Genomic DNA, 20,403 nt, shown 5'->3' on the forward strand with positions numbered 1-20,403 from the left:
CCCCGCGAAGCGGGGTGCCCTTCCATCTGTAACCCTAATTTTTGGAATTGGTGGTTACTTCCTTACGTCAAATTCCTCTGATCAGGAGAACGAGAACTACGAGCAGGGCGATCGCTCCTATCGCACATCCAGCAATAATCTGTTGGATTGCAAGACGAGGGGAACGATCGCCCGCTTCTATAGCTGGCTGCATCTCATCGAGAGCAATTCCCTGAGGCGACTGCAACCAAAACTCTAACTGGTGAGCAGCAGCCGAATTTGTAGGAAACCCTTTGAGGGCGGTTTGCCAGAGGGCGATCGCTTTTTCGTCATCGCCTTCTCGTTTATAAAGAAGTCCAAGATTGGTCAGCGTTTGAGATTCTTGATAGCCATCGGCCAATTCTCTAAGCAGGCTGAGGCTTTTTTCGTAATGTTCTCTGGCTTTTTTGCGATGGTCTTGACGAAAGTAAGCATTACCTAGACTGTTGAGGATTTGAGCTTCTGCGTGGCGATCGCTCAGTTTGCAACTTGCCTCTAGCGCCAATCGATGGGTTTGCTCCCAGTTTTTCCAGTCATGCCGCAGCTCAAACCAGCGCGTCAAGCTTTGCGCCAATCTCACCACAGTTTCCCATGCCTGAGTTTGGTTAGCCCACTCTAACGCTGCCAACAGGTTGAGCTTCTCCCGGTCAAACCAACTCAATACCGTTCTAAGTAACTCATCATCTCCCTGGCTAAATGCTTGCTTCTCCAGCGGGACAAGGGATTCGTCTGTCAAGTCAAATGCCAACGCCAGCAATTCAGCTGTCTCGCAGTACCAGTAGCTTGCTCTTAAGCGAACGATTCGCCGCATTTCAGCCGATTCGCCTCTGGCAAGTTGTTCTTTAGCAAATAGGCGAATCAGATCGTGCAGCCGAAAGCAGCCCGACTCGGCAGGCTCTAGCAACCCTGATCTCACCAGCGCAGATAGAATTTTGTTTGCGGCTTCCAGGTCGCATTCCAGTAGCGCAGCCACAAGGGCGGCGGTTAGGTTGGGGCGCACCAACAGCCCGATCAGCCGCAGCAGACGCGCGATCGCCTTTTCTTGTTGGGCATAGCTGACCGCAAAACTAGCCCGAACATCTAAGTAGCTAGACTGTAGCTGTTCTAGTTTCTGGCGTTCATCGGCTAGCCGATCTGCATAGTTTTCAGGTGGCTGAGCTTGGTTGCACAGTGTGCCACCAGTAATCTTGAGTGCCAGAGGCAACCGACCGCAAAGCGTAACAAGCTGCTCGGCAGCGGTTAGTTCTGGTGATACATGCCCTACTTTTTGCAGCAGTTCGAGTGCTTCCGCTGGGGGCAAAGGTTCTAGCTCTAGCGTGGTTCCGGGCAGTTCCAATCGCTGACGACTTGTGACAATTGCTGTACAGGTTGGGCTATCGGGCAACAAGGGTTGCACCTGGGCTGCATCACGGGCGTTATCCAGCACCATCAAAACCCGTCTTCCAGACAGCATCAGTTGATAAATGCTCTGCTGCTCTGCCAGACTTGCTGATGCCATCGGGTAGCCCACGCCCAAGGCTTGTAAAAAACTGCTTAAAACCTCTTGCGGCTCTAGCGGTTGATTTTCTGTACCACGCAAATTTGCATAAAACTGAATCTCTGACAGGTCGTGCTTGATGCAATGAGCAACATGAATTGCAAAGGCTGACTTACCTACGCCCGCTGTTCCGGATACGGTCAACAGAGTGGGATCGCCTTCACCCTGTGCTCGCTGAAGAATCGCGATCGCCTTCTCTAACTCAACCGATCGCCCGGTAAAGTGGGTAATCTTCGTTGGAAGCTGATGTAGCGAGGCAGATTCTACTCCGAGGGTCTGCAGACATGTGCGAATCTCATGGCGATCGCCCCAGGTTCCTGTTCTTGGGTCATGATGATGCAGTTCATACTCCTGTTCAGCCTTTGCTGAGGCTCGTGTCTCATCGCCAATCATCGTTCTGCGTACCCTGTTGACTTATTTTCACTAACCGACGTACTGTTCCCCCGCCCAGTGAGGAGTCAACAGCACCGCCGAAGTCGCCAGTGCAGCAAACACTGAAGCCCGATGGTGTGGATTAACGACCACCACGGGCGGGCGATCGCTCCGACCATAGCCTAACCCTGTGAGTATTTCCTCCGAACTTAGCGCCCCCGCACAGTCTGTGTGCGTCAGCCCTATCACCATCGGAACCTCAACCCGTTTTTGCATAAATGCAATAATTTCACGAGTCGGCTGAAAGTCCTCTCGACGGTGGGCTGCGACCAGCAAGATGTAAGCTTCTGCCCGTTGAATCAAAAGCTCCCACATAAAGTCAAATCGCACCTGTCCTGGCGTACCGTAGATGTGCAAAGCGACCTGAGAATTAAGCTGAATTCGATTAAAGTCAAATGCTACTGTCGTTGTTTTCTTTAGCGCAGCGATTTCGTCTGTTGCGATTTCATCTGTTTCTATACTGCCAAGCTCACTCACCGTTTGCACAAAGGTGGATTTGCCCGCTCCCACCGTTCCTGTCACCACCAAACGCAAGGTTTTCATTCCCATCACCGTACAATTTGAACTCTGGGTCGATACTCCTCCTGTCCAAAGTTTTGCCGAGCTGGAACAGTGTTCAAATCCGGCGCAAGCTGTGACATCAGGTAGGACATCAACATGACGTTGAGCGTTTCTAAAACCGAGTTTTTCTCATTGGGGTTAACGGTTACGATCGTCGGCAGGTTGCTCAAATCGGTGTAGCCTAGCCGCATTGCAATTTCCTCTGGCGATCGCGCCCCCGGACAATCCCGATGGGTCAGCCCAATCACCATTGGGATCTGCACCCGTTCATTCATAAACGCAATGATTTGACGTGCTTTTACCAACTCATCAATTCGGTGAGCCGCAACCAGCAGCACATAGGCATTGGCGCGTTGAATCAAAATATCCCACATGAAGTTAAAGCGTGATTGCCCCGGAGTGCCATAAATGTGAATTTCTAATCTGGGACCAAACGAGAGCCGACCAAAGTCAAAGGCGACTGTTGTTTTCTGTTTGATTTGGGCTGTTTCATCGGTTGCAGCGCGATCGGTGTCGATCGCCTCAATGTCGCTCACCGTGCGGACAAAAGTAGACTTGCCCGCTCCCGCAGTTCCCGTTACGACCAAACGCATGAGTCTCATGGTATTGCTCCACAAAAAGATTCCAGTCTTGCAACTTTGAGAAAGTTACCTCTGTAGGGGCGAACGGCGTTCGCCCTTACCCAAGCATCGCCAGTTATGCGGTAATTTCTTGCCTAAGAATTGTCTAAGCTCTAGCTGATCGAGCGCGAGACATCATGCCAATCGAAGATTCGGGTCGAGGTTGACCCACGTTGAATAATGTACTTCTTAAATCAGAAACGGCGCGTTTGATTTCCAGCATTAGCACACCCTGTTTTGCCGTCTTTCCTGCTAGCACCAAAAAGACGGCATCTTGCCCACAGCTTGTCAAAATGCTAAATCCTTCATCGCCTTCTACGTAAAGTCGGTCAATCGTACCTCGCGCTAGTTCTTTGCCGATGCGTTCGCCTAAAGACAGCATTGCGGCAGACATCGCCGAAACTCGCTCCTCATCCATTGCACCAGGCAAATTGGCGACTAAAGGTAAACCATCGGGTGTGACTAGTGCTGCTCCCTGAACATCAGAGGTCGCAGAGACAAAATTTTGAAGAATTAGCCCAAGTCTTTCTGTATTGATCGCCATTGTTGTGTTCCTGCCTAAATTTCTAAAGGTGTGCCAAACCAGGTTTCTAGCTACATCAGTCAGTTCTTTTCAGTTCTCTAATATCCTTACCCTTTAGAACAAAGTATGTTTGAGATCAGAAAGGGCACGCTTGATCTCCAGCATCAATACACCCTGTTTTGCAGCTTTTCCTGCTAGTACCAAGAAGACTGCATCCTGCCCGCAACTTGTTAAAATGCTGATGCCTTCATTGCCCTCTACATACAGACGATCAATCGCACCCCTCGCCAATTCTTGACCGATACGTTCGCCTAAAGACAGCATTGCAGCAGACATTGCCGAGACTCGCTCTTCATCCATTCCACCAGGCAAATTAGAAGCCAAAGGTAGCCCATCAGGAGTAACAATTGCTGCCCCTTGAACATCAGACGTAGTGGATACAAAATTTTGCAGGATGTACCCTAGTTTCTCTGTGTTGATTGCCATGATTGTGTGCCTGTTTGTGTATTTCTACTTGAGGTTGGAGATTGTTGGATTAGAAGGTTCTGCAGCTTCTGAACCGAATATTGTTGAGCCTATGCTCTAAGCAATGAGGCGCTTGAATAAACCTTTCTACCCTGTTTCTTTAAGGGCTGCAGCTGAGCTAACTATTTATCTTCTGTTTTCCAACTTCGTGAGCGATCATTGTTATTGCTGAAATGACACGTTGAGAACTAATCTCAATCTGTGCGTAAAGCTCAATTTGCTAGTGCGATCGCGATAGCCAGCACCCTAATCACCCATCCTGGAAACATTTCATGAAACTGCTGCAAAAAAGTTTCATGTATGTGATGCATCCTTCTCAAATGCTGCTCAAGTTGGAGTGACTATTTATTATTAACAGTTAGATTTGTTAATGTCTGCATTTTCAAAGAAATGTTTGTCTCTTTTTCGTATTCTTTTTGTCAAGGGTTCAAACATTCATTGATGCCATTTTCACGAGTTAAAAAAATTGACACTTTGTTTATTCTTCAAGACGGTTAATGGTTTTTACAACGAACTAGTCGTTCAGACAAGTTAGAAATCAATGCACAAGATTAATGACTTTTTCGGGAAATTCCTAATCTATCCGGATGCTTGAATTAATGAATTAGGCAATGCAAAGTCGCAGACTTGTTTAGATAATTAAACAATTTCCAGCATAAATTTACATTGTTTAACGGAGCTTGGTTGCACAATTTCCATGAGGAAAAACTCTGGTTGATCAACATCGATTCAGCCTTATCAAGGCTTAGAAGATTCTTTGCTCCTGTAAAAAGAGGCTTTTAATTTGCTTTTACTTAGTAGATTTTTACTGTAAGCTCTTTGAATGTCTTGTCTTTTGTAACAATCGGCTTAACTAAATCGTGGATTAATCTATGCTTTGGGGTCAGCTAATATGAAAAAACCAATGGTTGTTTAAATGGCTATATTACTAAATTCATTCAGTTAATTGATCTGCAATACTTGCACTTTTCTTTGATTAGATAAATTGCTAATTAATAGCTTGACGTGTTGCAGATTGAGCGATTGTATTGCAGCTTTTGAGCAGGCAAACGAGGCAGTTTTCACTCTTTTTCTCAATCATCTAATCTGAAACGATTGCATTATGGTAGAAGAATGTATCGTCAATCCAAGCCTGTGTTGCAAATTCCATGACTAATAATCTGGGTTCTTCTGACCAATCCACACCCAAAAATATTTCTGAGCAGAAGGTAGCCATCAAGATACAGCTACCCATGAGTTTGGCAAAAGCGATCAAGCGGCGTGCTAGTCGGCTGGGTCAAGATCACAATGAGGTAATTTTGGAGGCACTTCAACGCCTGCTAGAGGATGAACCTGCTCAACTTGCCTCTTCCCGATTGGTCACCGTTGAGGATTTGACGGAGCTAGTTACCCGCATTAGTGCTTTAGAGGTGGTCAGCAGCAGGATGGAAGATTTGGAGGGAAAGTGGATCGCCTCCTGAGTAAGCGATCGCTCTCACCTCAGGAGGCATATCCAACCCATACTCCCGATTCAGAAGCGACTTTTACAGAGGCAATATCTGTTGAACCCTTGCCACCCCAACCGACTCAAGCCTCCAGCCTGCTCCCTTCTTCTCATCAGGAAACCTGTCCAAAATGCAACAGCCGACTCGGACCGCCGTTGAAGTCATCTGGACGACAGATTTGCATTAAGTGCGGATGGACGGATAAACCTAAAGGAGCCATTTCCTCCCAGCGAGATGAAGTCCCTCGTGCGGCTTCTGCGTCTGTAAGCTTGCCTGACTACGAACTCAGGAAACTACTAGACCAGGCTGCTTCTGAGTCTTTAAACAACATGAAGCCCAAGCGTAAGCAAACCCCAAGTTCTAATAAAAACAAGCCGTTGCCGTTGGACGATGGGGAGTGAGGGTGAAGCAAAAGCGATCGCTTTTCCAAGGTCGCTCCTCTCTAAGGTCATTACTCTAAGATGAGTGAGTCATGGCAATCGCCTGACTCCTTGTCCGACTTACCTAAAAGGGAGTTCAATTTTGCAGCCTACCGCAAACAATGCTCCGGGCAATACTCCTCCAGACAACACTCCTCAAACTCCAAAAGGGCTGCTCGGCGATCAAAATCTTTTAATCATTTTTGCGATCGCCCTGATTGCTATTCTGGGAGTCTCTAGTGTCACGCCAACGTTTCCTCAGCTGGCTGAAGCGCTGGAGGTGCCACCCCAAAACATTGGGTTGCTAGTCACCGTCTTTACCTTTCCTACAGTAGTTTTAGGTCCAGTTTTAGGCTTTCTAGCTGATCAGTTTGGTAGACGAAAGATTCTAGTTCCGTCTCTGCTGCTGTTTGGCATTGCGGGGACAGCCTGTGCTTTTGCCCGTGACTTTAATCTGCTGCTGTTTCTTCGCTTGCTTCAAGGTATTGGGGCAGCGTCGTTACTGTCGCTCAGCATTACATTAATTGGTGATTTATATTCGGGAGATAGACGCACTATGGCACTGGGCTATAGCTCCAGCGTCACCAGCATAGGAACAGCTAGCTACCCGATCATTGGCGGTGCACTAGCCAGTATGGGCTGGTACTATCCGTTTGCGCTGCCGATTTTGGCGATTCCAGTGGGACTGCTGGTTTTATTTGCGCTGCACAATCCTGAGCCAAAAACTCGGCTAAATTTGCGGGAATACCTGCAAAATGCCCTGATCGTGCTGAGAAATCGCCAAATTCTTGGGTTGTTTCTAGCTAGCGCTGCCAATTTTGTGCTGCTCTATGGGGCTTATGTTACCTACTTGCCGCAACTGATCGAGGAATCATTTCAAACCCCTACTTTTACGATTGGGCTGATGCTCTCTAGCGTTTCGGTAGCGATCGCCCTTACGTCTTCTCAAGTCGGTAATTTAGCAAGACGCTTTTCACCTCAAACCCTGATCAGGATTTCATTTGGGTTTTATGGACTGGCGCTGCTGCTGGTTCCATTTATGCCCAATCTTTTGCTGTTGCTGATTCCAACTACGCTTTTTGGAGTGGGGTTAGGACTTAGCTTCCCCAGTATTCAGTCCCTCCTAGCAGAGCTATCGCCGAGGCAATATTTGGCGACTGTAATGTCAGTTAACGGCACTTTTTTTGGCGTTGGTCAAACACTAGGACCCGTACTGATGGGACTCGCCTTTGCAATAGGAGGGATTAACAGTGTCTTCTTCGTAGGAGTTGGATTTGCGATCGTCATCTCGATTATCTTCCGCTATTGCGTTTGTATGTAATGCCACTTCTAAAAATTAAAGCTACAGATAGAAGCGGGGTGCCCTTCTATCTGTAGCTCGTTTTTGTAAAAACGGTATAACGCCGTTTCTACATGAGCCTACATATTTTGAAGCGTGTCCCACTTAAGCGGGACACGCTTCAAAATATGTAGGCTTATTTGGGGGAGCGCAACATTACATCATACCCATGCCGCCCATACCACCCATGCCGCCCATGCCGCCCATGCCGCCCATACCACCCATGCCACCATCGGCAGGAGCCGCAGATTTAGGTTCTGGTTTTTCGACGACGAGCGCTTCAGTGGTGATGACCATGCCAGCAACGGAACCCGCATCTTGCAGAGCAGAACGTACCACCTTTGCGGGGTCGATGATTCCGGCTGCAACTAGGTCTTCAAATTCGCCCGTCAGAGCATTGTAGCCAACGTTGAAATCCAAATCACGGACCTTCTCGACAATTACGGAACCTTCAGCTCCAGCATTGTCTGCAATTTGACGCAATGGGGCTTCCAGGGCTTTGATTACGATGTCTGCCCCGATCCTTTCTTCAACGTTCAAGCTGTTCCTGAAGTCCTGCTGCACTTTCTGAGCCAGGTGAATCAAGGTTGTGCCACCACCCGGAACGATTCCTTCTTCAACGGCTGCTTTGGTTGCGTTGAGCGCATCTTCGATTCGCAGTTTGCGATCTTTAAGTTCAGTTTCTGTGGCAGCTCCAACTTTGATCACAGCAACGCCACCAGACAGTTTTGCCAACCGCTCTTGCAGCTTTTCTTTGTCGTAGTCAGATTCAGTGCGAGCTAGTTCCTGACGAATTTGAGCGATGCGCTTGTCCAGATCAGCTTTATTAGCAGCTTCAGCAACGATCGTGGTGCTGTCTTTGGTGATCGTCAGCTTGCGGGCAGTTCCCAACATTTCAAGGCTGGCAGTGTCCAGGCTCAACCCGATTTCCTCAGAAATCATTTGTCCACCGGTGAGGACGGCGATGTCTTGCAGCATCGCTTTGCGACGTTCGCCAAAACCAGGTGCTTTGATCGCGACAGCGTTTAGTACTCCACGCAAGCGGTTAACAACCAATGTTGCTAAGGCTTCACCGTCTACGTCTTCTGCAATGATCAATAGCGGTTGACCAGAACGGGCAATTTTTTCTAAGACAGGCACTAGGTCTTGAATAGTGCTGATTTTTTTGTCGGTAAGCAGAATTCGAGCGTTTTCAAGCTCACAGATCATCCGCTCACTATCAGTTACAAAGTAGGGTGAGATGTAACCCCGGTCGATCTGCATTCCCTCAACTGTTTCCAGTTCGGTTGCTAAAGATTTAGATTCTTCGACGGTAATTACGCCATCTCTGCCGACCTTATCCATTGCTTCGGAAATCATCGCGCCGACTTCTTCATCACTGCCTGCGGATACGGCAGCAACCTGGGCGATCGCATTTCCCTCAATCGGCTTGGCAATTGCCTCAATTTCTCTGACAATCTGGGCGATCGTTTTCTCGATGCCGCGTCGTAAGCTAACCGGGTTCGTTCCTGCTGCAACGTTTTTCAAGCCTTCCCGAATCATTGCCTGAGCCAAAACGGTAGCGGTGGTTGTACCGTCTCCCGCCAAATCCTTGGTTTTAGAGGCAACTTCCCGAATCAGTTGAGCGCCTGTGTTTTCTAGCGGATCTTCTAATTCGATTTCCTTGGCGATCGTGATGCCGTCGTTGACAATCTGGGGTGCGCCATACTTCTTCTCTAGCACCACGTTTCGACCTTTAGGTCCGAGCGTGATTCGCACCGCGTCAGCAAGGGCATTTACGCCTCGTTCTAGCGCTTGCCGAGATTCTTCATCAAATACAACAAATTTTGCCATTGCCTGTCTCTCAGTTTCTCTATCTGAGTTCTCCTTCCAGAATTTAGCACTCTCTGATGGAGATTGCTAACGATCAGTTTCTCTCAAACAATGGCGGAATTCACGACTTGCCAAGGGAGGCTCGTTATCTATCGCTGCCAAACTTGAATTGTTGAGCCAGCGACCGCAATAAATCGCTCTCCATCAGCGGTGAAGTGAAAGGGAACACCTGAATAGAGATCTGGGAAAGCCTGCTGGCTCTCTCCAGTTGTGATGTTGAACAGTCTGACGCTGTAAGGCGAGAGGTCGTAGGAAGGAGTATTCTCAGTCGATGCAACCAGGGCATCAGCGGCAAGGGTTTGACCGTCAGGGCTAAAGAGGAGGCGATCGCCAAACGGCGGCGGTGCGGTAGTTAGTCCTTGATTGATCGGCATTGTGCGTTCCAGTTGTAGCGATCGCATACTCCAAAGTTTTACTGTGCCGTCTTCGCTCCAGCTTGCTAGAGTTCTTCCATCCGGGCTAAAGGTTAACGAGCGGATACCACCTATGTGTCCGGTGAGAGTTACGACTCGTGCACCAGTTCGGGTATTCCACAGTTTGATGGTGTTATCAGGGTCAACAGTAGCAATGATTTGCGTCAACCCAGAGGCAAGCCGAATTCCGCTAGGGTGAAAAGCAAATGGGATGCGACGACCGTTATCCGTGTCGGTTCTGCTTTGAGACAACTGGCGAATCGGTTGTCCATCTATATTCCACAGTTGCAGAGCGTTACTGTCATGGAGAACGCTGACGAGGCTTTGTCCATCTGGGCTAAAAGCAACCGTTTGAATTTTGTCTTGTCCGGGTTGCATTCCCAAGCTGAGGGTGCGGCGCACTTCACCAGTGTTAAGGTTCCACAATTTCACAGTCAGGTCAGAACTGCCGCTGGCAAGGGTTTGACCGTCGGGGCTAATGGCGATCGCATGAACCGCATACTGATGTCCGCTCAACGTGCGAATTGCCTCACCCGTTCTGGCATTCCATAGCTTTACAGTGCGATCGGACATACCTGCCGCAACAGTTTCGCCATCGGGTGTAAAGGTGATCGCGTGAACCACATCTCCCATTAAATGAATATTGACCAGCGAACCTGGTTCTTGAATGTCACCATTAGGAGAAACCCATTCATCGGCAGTACCTTGAACCAGCGTGGCTGTCTTTTCTCCCGTTTGCAGATTCCACAGCGTCAGGGTGCTACTGGGGTCATTGCTACAGGAACGCTCCCGACTAATGCTGCTGACCGCAAGCGTTTGACTATCAGGACTAACGGCCATTCTGCTGGGATAAACCGGACAAACTGTACCTGGATAGACCTGGCTTTCTAGGTCAATCTCATAGCTCAGTTGAGCGTTCTCCCAGGTATCTAATTGATCTGCCTGGACTATGGTAGTCGTCGGGCCGGGTTGAGATGAACTATGTGGCTGAAGGGTTAGCGCTGAAGCAGGAATTGCAGCAAACAGGGCGAAAAAGGTAAAAGAGGCGATCGCAAAACGCATAAATCAGTAGCCGTAGCAAATAGTAGCCATAACATTTGAATAGAGATGCATCCTAAGTGCAGTCCCTCATCCAATGATGGCGAGAAGTTGTGCGATCGCTCTCCTAAATATGGCAGAACCACAACTGGCATGACGGGCGGTATTGCTTACTTCAATCCCCAGGAGGCGATCGCCAAACATCCCCAACCGATTAAAAAGGCAACGCCTCCTAAGGGCGTAATTGCTCCCAACCACTTGATTCCAGAAAGGCTCAAGGCGTAAAGACTGCCCGAAAAAATTGCGACTCCGGCAATGAAAGCGATCCCCGATGCGGTTAAAAGAGATTGATTTGTCTCAGCCCGCAGCAGCAACAGCGTCACCAATAGCAACGCCAGCGCATGATACATCTGGTAACGTGCCCCAGTCTCAAAGATTTCTAGGGCGCGATCGCTCAGTTTCTCTTTCAGTGCATGGGAGGCAAAAGCACCAGCCGCAACTGAAGTGCCGCCAAGAATGGAAGCGATCGCCAAGAAAATTTGACTCATGATTGCCCAATAGCTCCAAAAACTGCATAGGATGGTGAATCGGATTTAGGAATGAATCGGTTTGGAGCGATCGCCCCACCATGATTGATCATGATCGCTTATTCAAAGAATTGCTCTCTACTTTCTTTGTGGAATTCATTGACCTGTTTCTGCCGGAGGTCAGCGCTTACTTGGAGCCAAATTCTCTGACTTTCTTAAATACAGAAGTGTTCACTGATGTGACGGAGGGCGATCGCCACGAAGCTGACCTGCTCGTCCAAGCCAACTTTAGAGGAGAAGACTCCTGTTTTCTAATTCACACTGAGCATCAGTCTTACGCTGAATCAAACTTCGGGCAGCGAATGTTCAACTATTTTGCGAGGCTCTATCAGAAATATCGCTTGCCCATTTACCCAATTGTCGTCTTTTCGTTTGACGAACCGTACCGGGCAGAGGGCGATCGCTTTGAAGTCACATTCCCCAACAAACTGGTGTTGCAGTTCAACTACGAAGTCATTCAACTTAATCGCTTGACTGGCGCGACTTCGTTCGCCAGCCTAATCCTGTTGCTAGTGCGCTCATGGCAAAAATGAGAATCCCTCAAGCAGAACGCCCCAAAGTTAAGCTCGAATGTCTGCTTTGCTGGCAACCCTGCGCTTAGATCCAGCCCGAATGCAGCTAATCTCTGGCTTCATTGATGTTTATCTACGTCTGAACCCTTCAGAACAGCAGCAGTTTCAGAACGAGCTTGATAGGATTAACCCAAGACAGCAGCGGGAGGAAGTTATGGAAATCGTTACCAGCTGGATGCAAGAAGGAATAGAGCGAGGACTGGAGCAAGGACGGCAAGAAGGGGAGATAGCTGTAATTAGCCGTCTACTGTCCCGTAAGTTTGGGGCTGTGGATGCTGCATTGCAGGAATGTTTGCGTCAGCTTTCGATCGCCCAACTAGAAGATCTGGCAGAAGCCCTTTTAGATTTCTCCACTAAAGCTGACTTGATGGATTGGTTGAATCGCCGCTCCTGAGCCTGTGCAGGATTCACCAGTGCAGACAGAATGGGTTCTGTTAATTGGGCGATCGCTAGAATAATCAAGAGTGAATGCTTCACCTTTAGCGATTTTCCCGATATCCACACAACTTTAGCGTTTCAAAGTTATGCACATCCTCTGGCTTACCGTTATCGGGCTATTTCCCGTGTTAGGACTGTTTTATCTCTATAAAGACGTTCGCAAAGTTCGCAACTGGAAACATGACCCAGCAGGAACGTTTGCTGAAGCGACCTCCTGTGCAGGATGGGAGCCACTCGACGGAGTTGGGACTGAACAGGCTTGCCATAGTGGTTCTGTGCTTGGTGAAACGGGTATCTGCGACGCTGTTCACTGAATAGATTTTGGGCACATTTTTCACCATTAGTCCATCACCATGCCACCATCCACGTTCATGGTTTGCCCGGTGATATAGGCAGCGGCAGGATCAGCAGCTAGGAAACGGACCAATCCGGCAACTTCCTCTGGCTTGCCATAGCGACCAAGGGGAATATATTTGAGAATTTCCTCAGCTTTAACATCCTGGGTCATGTCGGTTTCAATGAAGCCGGGAGCAACCACGTTGACCGTAATGCCTCGGCTGGATAGCTCCTTTGCAACGGTTTTGGAAAAGCCAATCACCCCTGCTTTAGCGGCTGCGTAGTTTGCCTGTCCCGGGTTGCCCATCAAACCTGATACAGAAGAAATCTGCACAATCCGACCTGACTTTTGCTTCAGCATAATTTTGCTGACTGCTCTGGTGCAGAGAAAAACGCCGGTCAGGTTGAGGTTGATCACAGCTTGCCAGTCTTCGGGCTTCATTCGCAGCAGCAGCGTGTCGCGAGTGATTCCGGCATTGTTCACCAATACGTCGATTCGCCCCCATTTTTCCATGACGGCATTGACCAGAGTATCAACCTGGTCGGCTTGGGAGACATCGGCTTGCAGAGCGATCGCCCCTCCTCCCATTCCCGTAATTTCTGCAACGACCTCATCGGCAGCTTTGCTTGAGTTCGCATAATTCACTGCTACATTAGCTCCTTCTGCCGCCAATGCCAGGGCGATCGCCCGCCCAATGCCTCGCGAGGCACCCGTAACAATTGCCACCTGATCTTTGAGCCGTTGGGAATCTAGGGATGCTGCCATAACCTGTACCTCTTGTCGCAGAATGCTGAGCCATAGAGAATCGCCAAGCGATTGTCGAGCTATGACCGATTAAAATTGCTAGACCATATTAAGGCATTTGGGGTATCCTTACCGACTCCCCAAAATTTGCACTAGGATCGAGCCATCAAAACCAAATTCTGTTTATCAACCCTATAGCAATATGGCGACCAAGAAGCAGTTCGGTAGCTTTGAGGAAATGCTCTCCGGTTCAGACGTGCCGCTGTTGGTAGATTTCTATGCGCCCTGGTGTGGTCCCTGCCAGATGATGGCAAAAATTTTAGAGCAAGTAAACGCTCAAATGGGACAACAGCTCAAGGTCGTAAAAATCAACACCGACAACTATCCTGCTTTGGCGACCCAGTATCAAATTCATGCCCTGCCGACGCTGGTGCTGTTTAAGCAGGGGGAACCCGTTGAGCGAATTGAGGGTGTGATGCCCGCCGATCGCCTGATTCAACGATTAAAAACTTTGGTCGAGTAATGGCTTCTCTCAATACCAGGGCTGAGTTAGATCGCCTGCTGCAAACTCGCAATGAGCATCCCGAAAAAGCAGCAGAGATTGATGCTGCTATTCATAGGGCGTTTTCCCAAACTCATGCTGTTTTGGTGTTGGACATGTCGGGCTTTTCAAGGCTGACGGTGCGTTATGGAATCATTCACTTTCTAGCGATGATGCATCGGCTGCATGTCATTGCCTTGCCTCTGATTAACCAACACCAGGGTAAGTTGATTAAGCAAGAAGCGGACAACTTGTTTGCGGTGTTTCCGACAGTAGCGCTGGCAGTCGAGGCGGCAGTTGATCTGCTGAAAACGCTAGCAGCGGTAAACACAGGCTTGCCTGATTCGCTGGACCTCTTTGCTAGTATTGGCATCGGCTACGGAGAGGTGCTGATGGTAGAAGATAGCGACATGTATGGCAGTGAGATGAATCTTGCTTCAAAGCTGGGGGAAGATCTGGCGCGATCGGGAGAAATCTTACTCACAGAGGCAGCATTTACTCAGATAGATCCAGTAGATCCAGCATCCGATCGCTGGGAAGAACTGGAATTTTCTGTTTCTGGGCTTCAACTGATGACCCATAAGCGGCTCTGGCAGGGAAGCGGCGATCGCTTCTGATTAACCTTCTCAACACAATCTCTGAGCGAAGCTTTAAGAATTCCACTTCTACGCAAAAGCAAGTCCTGGAACGATGAAGGAAATTATGTAGATTCTGACTGGCTACCTGATTCGCATTGGTACAGTTGATACCTATATCCATCAACGGAATCTGCGTCATCATCTGGATTACAGTTTTGCTTTCGCAGAAACGAGTCAAGCAGTTCAGTTTCAGTTGGACGCTGAAAGTTGAGCAACCAGAGATTGAGCGGACGAGGCGATCGCTCCAGCGCCTCGCGCATTACGGTCGTCGTAAATTTAGGGCTTTTGCCCTGACTGATCATCAGAAACTGCGTATTCTCTGCGGCGGTTGGGTCAGTGGCGTGTTTTAGCTCCCAAGCAATTCCCATGAGCCTGCCCGTTTGCCCATGCGTACGATGGGCGATCGCCACCAACACAGGAATCTCAGCACTATCTTGAATAGCTGCCGCTACCACATCCGGGCGGTGAGTTTTTTGGTAGCCCAGATTTGTCACCACCGTTAACCCACCTAAAAAGCTGAACAGCCCAATTAAGATTACGGTTCGTTTGCCCCCTGACATAACACTTGACCACAGTCGGGGCAACCAACCCGGTTTTGGCTGAATCCTTGGCTCAGTCCTCCAAAGTGCTGCAAGTCCAGCAGCAATCAGCACGATGACTGCTGGAAAATATGCAAAGTTGTAACGAAACGCGCTCATCAAATCGATTTCAAACAGATAGGTGATGCCTAAAAAAATGGCGATCGCCTTCACCACAAATCCGCCTAGAACCTGCATCGCTAGACGCTTTTCCGACTTTGTATACTGCACCTTGCAGCCAGCGTAAAGCTTCGGCAATGTCCACAACACCAGCAAGATCAAGGCTGCACCAGAAAGTGTGACGATGAGCTCAGTGTCTGCCTGAATAGGCAGCAGGTAGAGCATCGTAATCCATCCCGCTAAAGCCTGTCCCAATGGGTCTAGGAGTGCTAATCCAGTGCGATCGCCCCGATAAATCCACTGGGTTAAGCCAGTGTCCTGAGTACTTTGCAGAAAAGGCAGCCAAATCAGTCCTCCTGCCAACGTTCCCAGCGCCACGCCGCCAAGTCGTCCCCAGAAAGAAGGTTGCCATACACCTCGCTCACGCCAACTTTGAATCAGCCCCAAGCTGAGTAGCACCAACGCCTCAGCGCAAATCGTGAATACAAAGAAATAGTGTGTCGCAATGCCCAAGGTGTTGATTACAACCCAAAGCAACCCCAATCCAACCGAAAACGGGGTGCGATAGTAAACTGCTCGAGCTGCCAAAACTAGACAACCCAAAGAAGCAATTACCCACAAGACGGGCAGCGTGTAGTGTCGCGCCTCTTGTGCCAGGTAGACTGCGAATGGAGAAACAGCCATCAGTGCTGCGGCAATTTGCCCAATCAAGCGTGAGTGGAAGGCTAGCCAGCTTAAACCAAATACGGCTGGGATGGCAGCAACCCCAAACAGCGCAGAGAGCGATCGCACTCCCCAAACTGAAACCAATCCTTCCGAGCTAGACCATAACCGCAGCCACCAATGGGTCAAGACAAAATAAAGCGGTGGGTGATTGCTCTCGTTTAATAGATTGCCTATAACCTGTCTAATTCCAGCTTGAGGTTCAACTTGCAGCGGCTGCAGTAAATCATCTAGCGTCACAATTTGATCTAACGCTACTGCTTTAAAGCTGTGTCCCAAGCTGAAAACAATCGTGGAAAACTCATCTGTCCAAAGCGGTTTTGCAGTCAGATTAGTGAAGCGTAGTCCTATTCCAAGGGTCATCCAGACCAGCAACAACAGAGGGTGAAACCACCAACGTTGACTTAAGGCATTCAACTTGCACCACATCAGGCAACTCTGCAAAACACAACTTTTGTAATCCGAAGGTCTAGCTGATGCAGATTTAAGTCTGTTTTGAACTGCTTCAACTTTCAACCTGGCGAGATACTGCTGCTGTCAGGATGGCATGAATAGCAAGGATCTCAACACTTTCTGCATTGAAATATTTGCGGTAGATGACTTTAACCAGCGATAAAAGCCATTGCTAAACGGGCTAAATCTTTTAACGTTCCGCTTCGTTTACAGCTCTTTTAGCAGAATCAAGAGTGCATCTGCCAGGTAATTGTATTCTGCCAGATGGTTGTAGATCTGAGCTGAGACACGAATTAATCGTTTACTAGAGGGATACCAGGGAATAATTGGAACTTCAATGTGAAAGCGATCGCCCAACGCTTCATACAGCGGTTCCCAGTCGCCGTCGGGCAGCGGCACGGTTGCTATTGAGCCAACCATCTCAATAGGGCAGGGTGGAGCAATTTCTAAGGACTGACAGAGCGTTTTCTGAGCTGCGATCGCCAAATTTCGATTGTGTGCCATCAGTTCCGTCCAGCCTCCCGGCAGAATTAAGCCCATAAACCGCAGCGCTTCTGCAACACAGAGATAGGCAGTTGGATCGCCTGTTCCCGCCCAGTCAAATTCCAGATGAAAGCGAGATCGATCCGTGCGCGGTGAATTGGCTCCATGACTGATGGTAAGCGGACGAATAGCGTGCTGTCGATCGCGTCTCACATACAAAAAAGCGCTGCCTTTAGGTGCACACAGCCATTTGTGGCAGTTCCCGGTGTAGTAGGTTGCGCCCAATTCTGCCAGATTCAGCGGAATCATTCCCGGCGCGTGGGCACCATCTACCAGCAGCTCAATTCTTCGTGCGGAGAGTTGCTGCGCCAAGATTTGAATCGGTAATACCAGGCTAGTCTGGCTCACGACGTGATCCAGCAGAACTAGCTTTGTCCGAGGTGAAACTTTGGCTAAGACTGCTTCAACAACCTGATCTGAGGAAGCAATTGGAAAGGGAATATCTGCCACAACCACAGTCGCTCCCGATCGCTCCGCAACGAAGTTCAGAGCATTTCGCGAGGCATTGTACTCCTGATTTGTGGTTAAAAGCTCGTCCTCAGGCTGAAAGGAGAGCGATCGCAACACCGTATTGATGCCGGTCGTGGCATTTTGGACAAACACCAGATCGTCTACCTCTGCGCCAACAAAGTTTGCCAAGGCAGCTCGTGACTGGTCAAGCAACGGTTCTAATTCTTTGACCATGAAGCGTAGGGGCTGCTGCTCTAGCTGCTGTTGGAGCGATCGCTGCTGCTCCAAGACCGCAACGGGACAAGCTCCGAATGAGCCGTGATTCAAAAACGTGACTGCCGGATCGAGTGACCAAAATTTTGAGTACTCAGAAGCAGCAGGTCTGGAAACTGAATGAGAAGTCGAATGCATGGGTTGCAGCCTGAAAACTGCAACCAATCTAGCGAATTAACAAGATTTATCTAAACTCCCCAGGCAGGATTCGAACCTGCGACCAATCGATTAACAGTCGATCGCTCTACCACTGAGCTACTGAGGAACGCGTATTTCATAGTATCGATTAACCAGGCATTTTGGCAAGCTCTAATACAAACTTTTTTTGCTTTCTGCCTTGCCTTGCTTTGGCTAACCTGAGTTTTTGCAACTCAGTCACTTATTCTAACCCTAATCGCATCCGAGCTAGCCGCTGTTGGGCTACTGGATCAAGGGAACTGGAGAGGAAACGGTTGGGCGATCGCCCCTTCCCCCCTCGTTGCTTTCGGCGGACCTTGAGAGCTGCCAACTCGACATCAGCCAATAGCCGCTGCGCCGACATCCATTCTGCCCCAAATCCAACTACCGTAAGCTGCTGTGCCCGATCGGACGTGGCCACAATCAGCCGCTGCTCAAACTTTCGTAAGTCGTTACGAAATAGGGCACAGGTTTTTTCAATATAGGTGTCAGCTGTTTGCTTGTGATCGGTGTAGCAGATTGAAAGGTTTTGAGTCATCATCTCCCGGCTACCGGGACTGCCTTGATACTGAGCATCAAAAACAATGTGTGTGTCAAACCCTTGGAAAGCGCTGTAGCCCACTAGCGACTCGGCTAACTTGCGCCTTGCTGCTTCCAAGCCTTCCGTGTCCCGAACCTGCTGCAACGTAGACCAGGCTCCAATGATGTTGTAGCCATCCACCAGTAAAATTGCTTGTGTTGAGGGGCGTGGCATGGTCAAACACCCAAAATTTCAAAGTAAAACGGCAGTTAAGCAGTTAATGTTTACTTAATAGTTCCAATATAGCGGGTAGCTCTATTACATTGTGTAAACGATTGAACACAAATTCAAATGCTTACCCTAGATTCCCTCATACTTCACTCCCTGACTTTGGATCAGGCGTTGCTTTAGCCGCATCGGGTCGCCCTGATCAACTACCCGACCCTGCTCCAGTAAAAATGCTCCATCACAAAAATTGAGTTCGTCTAGGCGGTGTGTTACCCAAAGAGCGGTTAGCTCTCGGCTTTTAACAAGTTGCTGAACTTGAGCCACCAAGTCAAGCTGACTATCGGGGTCGAGTAGAGCAGTTGGTTCATCTAACAGTAGAACTTCGCAATGGCGGGCGATCGCCCCCGCAATTGCGACTCGCTGCTTTTGTCCACCACTCAAGGCATAGATCGGTCGCCGTTGGAGGCTGAGCAAGTTAACGGCAGTTAGAGCTTCTGCCACCCGCTGTCGAATTTGGGCAATCGGCAAATTTTCCTCAACCAAACCAAACGCTACATCTGCACCTACCGTCGGCATCACCAGCTGATGGTCAGGGTTTTGAAATACGAACCCGACTGGAGGCGACACCCCTATTTCACCAGACTGAGGATGCAGCAAACCCGACAGAATTTTCAGCAAAGTTGATTTGCCGCTGCCGTTGTTGCCAAGCAGCATCCAAAACCCGCCTTTAGGCACTTCCAAAGAGCAAGATTGCAGAACTGGCACTCCAGTTGACCAGTGAAAGCAAAGGTCGCGAACGGCGATCGCAGGTTCAGTCATAGCGCTGACAGTAAAATGACCACTAAAACTTAGCCGAAAAATATACGTAGGGTGGGCAATGCCCACCCTACTCACACTCGTAACTTAAAGATCCTTCAGCAAAACACTTAACCTGCAAATGCAAAGCCAGGAGGTCTGCCCGAAGCGGCTGTAGTGCTGGACTTTTCGGAAATCTGCACCGCTGAGATCTCGCTCACCAACACGCCGACTGTTTTGTCAGGCATCTGCTCACAGGTCAGTTCCAAAATGACCGGATTGCCAGAGCGAATCGCGTCTAGAACTTCCTGATAAACAGTCTTAGCGTCATCCACCGACTTCCGCTGCACCGACAGCGTGACCGGCGTATTCTTCAAAGTCAAATCAATAATGAACATGGGGTTTAGAACTCAAATGCAGTTATGCAAGAACTAATTCTCAGTATCTCAGATGAATCCACGAACCGGGTTGAGCGATCGCCCAACCTTCCCATCTCCAGCAAAATCTCTCAGTAAATTTGAAACTTTAAAAAATTCTAATCTTGCCAAACATCCTTGAAAATTGCCTCTGTTCTTCCGCCTACCAGCAATAGAGCAGTCTAAAACTTAGAAAGGGGGGTGAAAAAAATGAGAAAGTATCGATATAATTAATCACACAGTAAAGAAAAGTAAACTGTGTTCACATTCGATCGCATTTTCTGCTCTGTGTCTATATAAATTTCTACAGGGCTGAAAATCGTAGAAGTGAGCTTGAACTCATTTCTGTAGTTATAACTTTTTGGAGATCTGCGCTATGACCATAGCAATGGGGCGCGCCCAAGCGGAACGAGGATGGTTTGACGTCCTCGACGACTGGCTCAAGCGCGACAGATTCGTCTTCATCGGCTGGTCTGGTCTTTTGCTCTT

Annotated in this window: 19 protein-coding genes, 1 tRNA gene and 3 pseudogenes; 8 read left to right on the forward strand and 15 right to left on the reverse strand. The window is 48.9% G+C overall.

Annotation, left to right across the window (positions count from 1 at the left end; translation table 11 throughout):
- Positions 1–67: 67 nt before the first annotated feature.
- The 5 genes and pseudogenes from H6G00_RS30250 to H6G00_RS30270 all read right to left on the reverse strand — a co-directional run bounded on the left by H6G00_RS30250 (position 68) and on the right by H6G00_RS30270 (position 4,177).
- A complete protein-coding gene (locus tag H6G00_RS30250) occupies positions 68–1,948 on the reverse strand; it encodes a tetratricopeptide repeat protein (RefSeq protein WP_190799553.1) in 1,881 nt (626 codons plus the stop codon).
- A 30-nt stretch (positions 1,949–1,978) separates the two neighbouring features.
- On the reverse strand, positions 1,979–2,530 hold the full coding sequence (locus tag H6G00_RS30255; protein ID WP_190799554.1) for an ATP/GTP-binding protein: 552 nt from the start codon (positions 2,528–2,530) through the stop codon (positions 1,979–1,981).
- A gap of 5 nt (positions 2,531–2,535) precedes the next feature.
- Positions 2,536–3,150 (reverse strand): ATP/GTP-binding protein, encoded by a 615-nt coding sequence (locus H6G00_RS30260; protein ID WP_190799555.1) that lies wholly within the window; start codon positions 3,148–3,150, stop codon positions 2,536–2,538.
- A 205-nt stretch (positions 3,151–3,355) separates the two neighbouring features.
- Positions 3,356–3,712 (reverse strand): annotated as a pseudogene (locus H6G00_RS30265) (roadblock/LC7 domain-containing protein); the annotation flags it as partial.
- A gap of 93 nt (positions 3,713–3,805) precedes the next feature.
- Positions 3,806–4,177 carry a roadblock/LC7 domain-containing protein gene (locus H6G00_RS30270; protein ID WP_190645543.1) on the reverse strand — a complete coding sequence of 124 codons (372 nt, stop codon included), beginning with the start codon at positions 4,175–4,177 and terminating at the stop codon, positions 3,806–3,808.
- 1,187 nt (positions 4,178–5,364) lie between these two features.
- Between H6G00_RS30270 and H6G00_RS30275 the strand changes: the two genes are divergently transcribed.
- The 3 genes from H6G00_RS30275 to H6G00_RS30285 all read left to right on the forward strand — a co-directional run bounded on the left by H6G00_RS30275 (position 5,365) and on the right by H6G00_RS30285 (position 7,440).
- Complete coding sequence (locus H6G00_RS30275) at positions 5,365–5,676, forward strand: hypothetical protein (protein WP_190799556.1); 312 nt, start codon at positions 5,365–5,367, stop codon at positions 5,674–5,676.
- Positions 5,661–6,101 (forward strand): hypothetical protein, encoded by a 441-nt coding sequence (locus H6G00_RS30280; RefSeq protein ID WP_190799566.1) that lies wholly within the window; start codon positions 5,661–5,663, stop codon positions 6,099–6,101. The genes H6G00_RS30275 and H6G00_RS30280 overlap by 16 nt, the downstream gene beginning before the upstream one ends.
- Before the next feature lie 64 nt (positions 6,102–6,165).
- Positions 6,166–7,440: an MFS transporter gene (locus H6G00_RS30285; RefSeq protein ID WP_347278244.1), complete on the forward strand. Its 1,275-nt coding sequence runs from the start codon at positions 6,166–6,168 to the stop codon at positions 7,438–7,440.
- A gap of 174 nt (positions 7,441–7,614) precedes the next feature.
- On the opposite strand, the gene groL is transcribed toward H6G00_RS30285, so the two are convergent.
- The 3 genes from groL to H6G00_RS30300 form a co-directional block, all read right to left on the reverse strand.
- Positions 7,615–9,291, reverse strand: coding sequence for a chaperonin GroEL (groL, locus tag H6G00_RS30290; RefSeq protein WP_190799557.1), 1,677 nt, complete (start codon positions 9,289–9,291; stop codon positions 7,615–7,617).
- A 128-nt stretch (positions 9,292–9,419) separates the two neighbouring features.
- Positions 9,420–10,805 (reverse strand): WD40 repeat domain-containing protein, encoded by a 1,386-nt coding sequence (locus H6G00_RS30295; protein WP_190799558.1) that lies wholly within the window; start codon positions 10,803–10,805, stop codon positions 9,420–9,422.
- A gap of 146 nt (positions 10,806–10,951) precedes the next feature.
- A complete protein-coding gene (locus H6G00_RS30300; RefSeq protein WP_190799559.1) occupies positions 10,952–11,329 on the reverse strand; it encodes a DUF423 domain-containing protein in 378 nt (125 codons plus the stop codon).
- An 80-nt stretch (positions 11,330–11,409) separates the two neighbouring features.
- On the opposite strand from H6G00_RS30300, the pseudogene H6G00_RS36895 reads away from it, so the two are divergent.
- Positions 11,410–12,334, forward strand: a pseudogene (locus tag H6G00_RS36895) (DUF4351 domain-containing protein).
- 130 nt (positions 12,335–12,464) lie between these two features.
- Positions 12,465–12,692: a hypothetical protein gene (locus H6G00_RS30310; protein ID WP_190799560.1), complete on the forward strand. Its 228-nt coding sequence runs from the start codon at positions 12,465–12,467 to the stop codon at positions 12,690–12,692.
- A gap of 26 nt (positions 12,693–12,718) precedes the next feature.
- Here the strand turns inward: H6G00_RS30310 and fabG are convergent, their stop codons facing one another.
- Entirely contained in the window at positions 12,719–13,480 is a 762-nt protein-coding gene (gene fabG, locus H6G00_RS30315; protein WP_190679426.1) for a 3-oxoacyl-[acyl-carrier-protein] reductase, read from the reverse strand.
- A gap of 181 nt (positions 13,481–13,661) precedes the next feature.
- Here fabG and trxA point away from each other — a divergent pair, with 181 nt between their 5' ends.
- A complete protein-coding gene (gene trxA, locus H6G00_RS30320; RefSeq protein ID WP_190799561.1) occupies positions 13,662–13,982 on the forward strand; it encodes a thioredoxin in 321 nt (106 codons plus the stop codon).
- The gene (locus H6G00_RS30325; protein ID WP_190799562.1) at positions 13,982–14,617 is read left to right on the forward strand and encodes an adenylate/guanylate cyclase domain-containing protein; all 636 of its coding nucleotides are present in this window, start codon (positions 13,982–13,984) and stop codon (positions 14,615–14,617) included. The genes trxA and H6G00_RS30325 overlap by 1 nt, the downstream gene beginning before the upstream one ends.
- 83 nt (positions 14,618–14,700) lie before the next feature.
- On the opposite strand, the gene H6G00_RS30330 is transcribed toward H6G00_RS30325, so the two are convergent.
- From H6G00_RS30330 to H6G00_RS30355, 6 genes are all read right to left on the reverse strand, one after another.
- Complete coding sequence (locus tag H6G00_RS30330; protein WP_190799563.1) at positions 14,701–16,488, reverse strand: glycosyltransferase; 1,788 nt, start codon at positions 16,486–16,488, stop codon at positions 14,701–14,703.
- Positions 16,489–16,719: 231 nt separating this feature from the next.
- Positions 16,720–17,916, reverse strand: a complete 1,197-nt coding sequence (locus H6G00_RS30335; protein ID WP_190679431.1) for an aminotransferase class V-fold PLP-dependent enzyme — start codon at positions 17,914–17,916, stop codon at positions 16,720–16,722.
- A 55-nt stretch (positions 17,917–17,971) separates the two neighbouring features.
- A tRNA-Asn gene (locus H6G00_RS30340) sits at positions 17,972–18,043 on the reverse strand.
- Between the two features lie 114 nt (positions 18,044–18,157).
- Positions 18,158–18,709 (reverse strand): NYN domain-containing protein, encoded by a 552-nt coding sequence (locus H6G00_RS30345; protein ID WP_190679432.1) that lies wholly within the window; start codon positions 18,707–18,709, stop codon positions 18,158–18,160.
- Between the two features lie 126 nt (positions 18,710–18,835).
- The gene (locus H6G00_RS30350; protein WP_190641016.1) at positions 18,836–19,522 is read right to left on the reverse strand and encodes an energy-coupling factor ABC transporter ATP-binding protein; all 687 of its coding nucleotides are present in this window, start codon (positions 19,520–19,522) and stop codon (positions 18,836–18,838) included.
- 107 nt (positions 19,523–19,629) lie between these two features.
- Positions 19,630–19,896, reverse strand: a complete 267-nt coding sequence (locus H6G00_RS30355; RefSeq protein ID WP_190799564.1) for a hypothetical protein — start codon at positions 19,894–19,896, stop codon at positions 19,630–19,632.
- Between the two features lie 394 nt (positions 19,897–20,290).
- Here H6G00_RS30355 and H6G00_RS30360 point away from each other — a divergent pair.
- Positions 20,291–20,403, forward strand: a pseudogene (locus H6G00_RS30360) (photosystem II D2 protein (photosystem q(a) protein)); the annotation flags it as partial.

This window comes from Leptolyngbya sp. FACHB-541, assembly GCF_014695875.1.
Lineage (GTDB): Bacteria > Cyanobacteriota > Cyanobacteriia > Elainellales > Elainellaceae > JAAUTN01.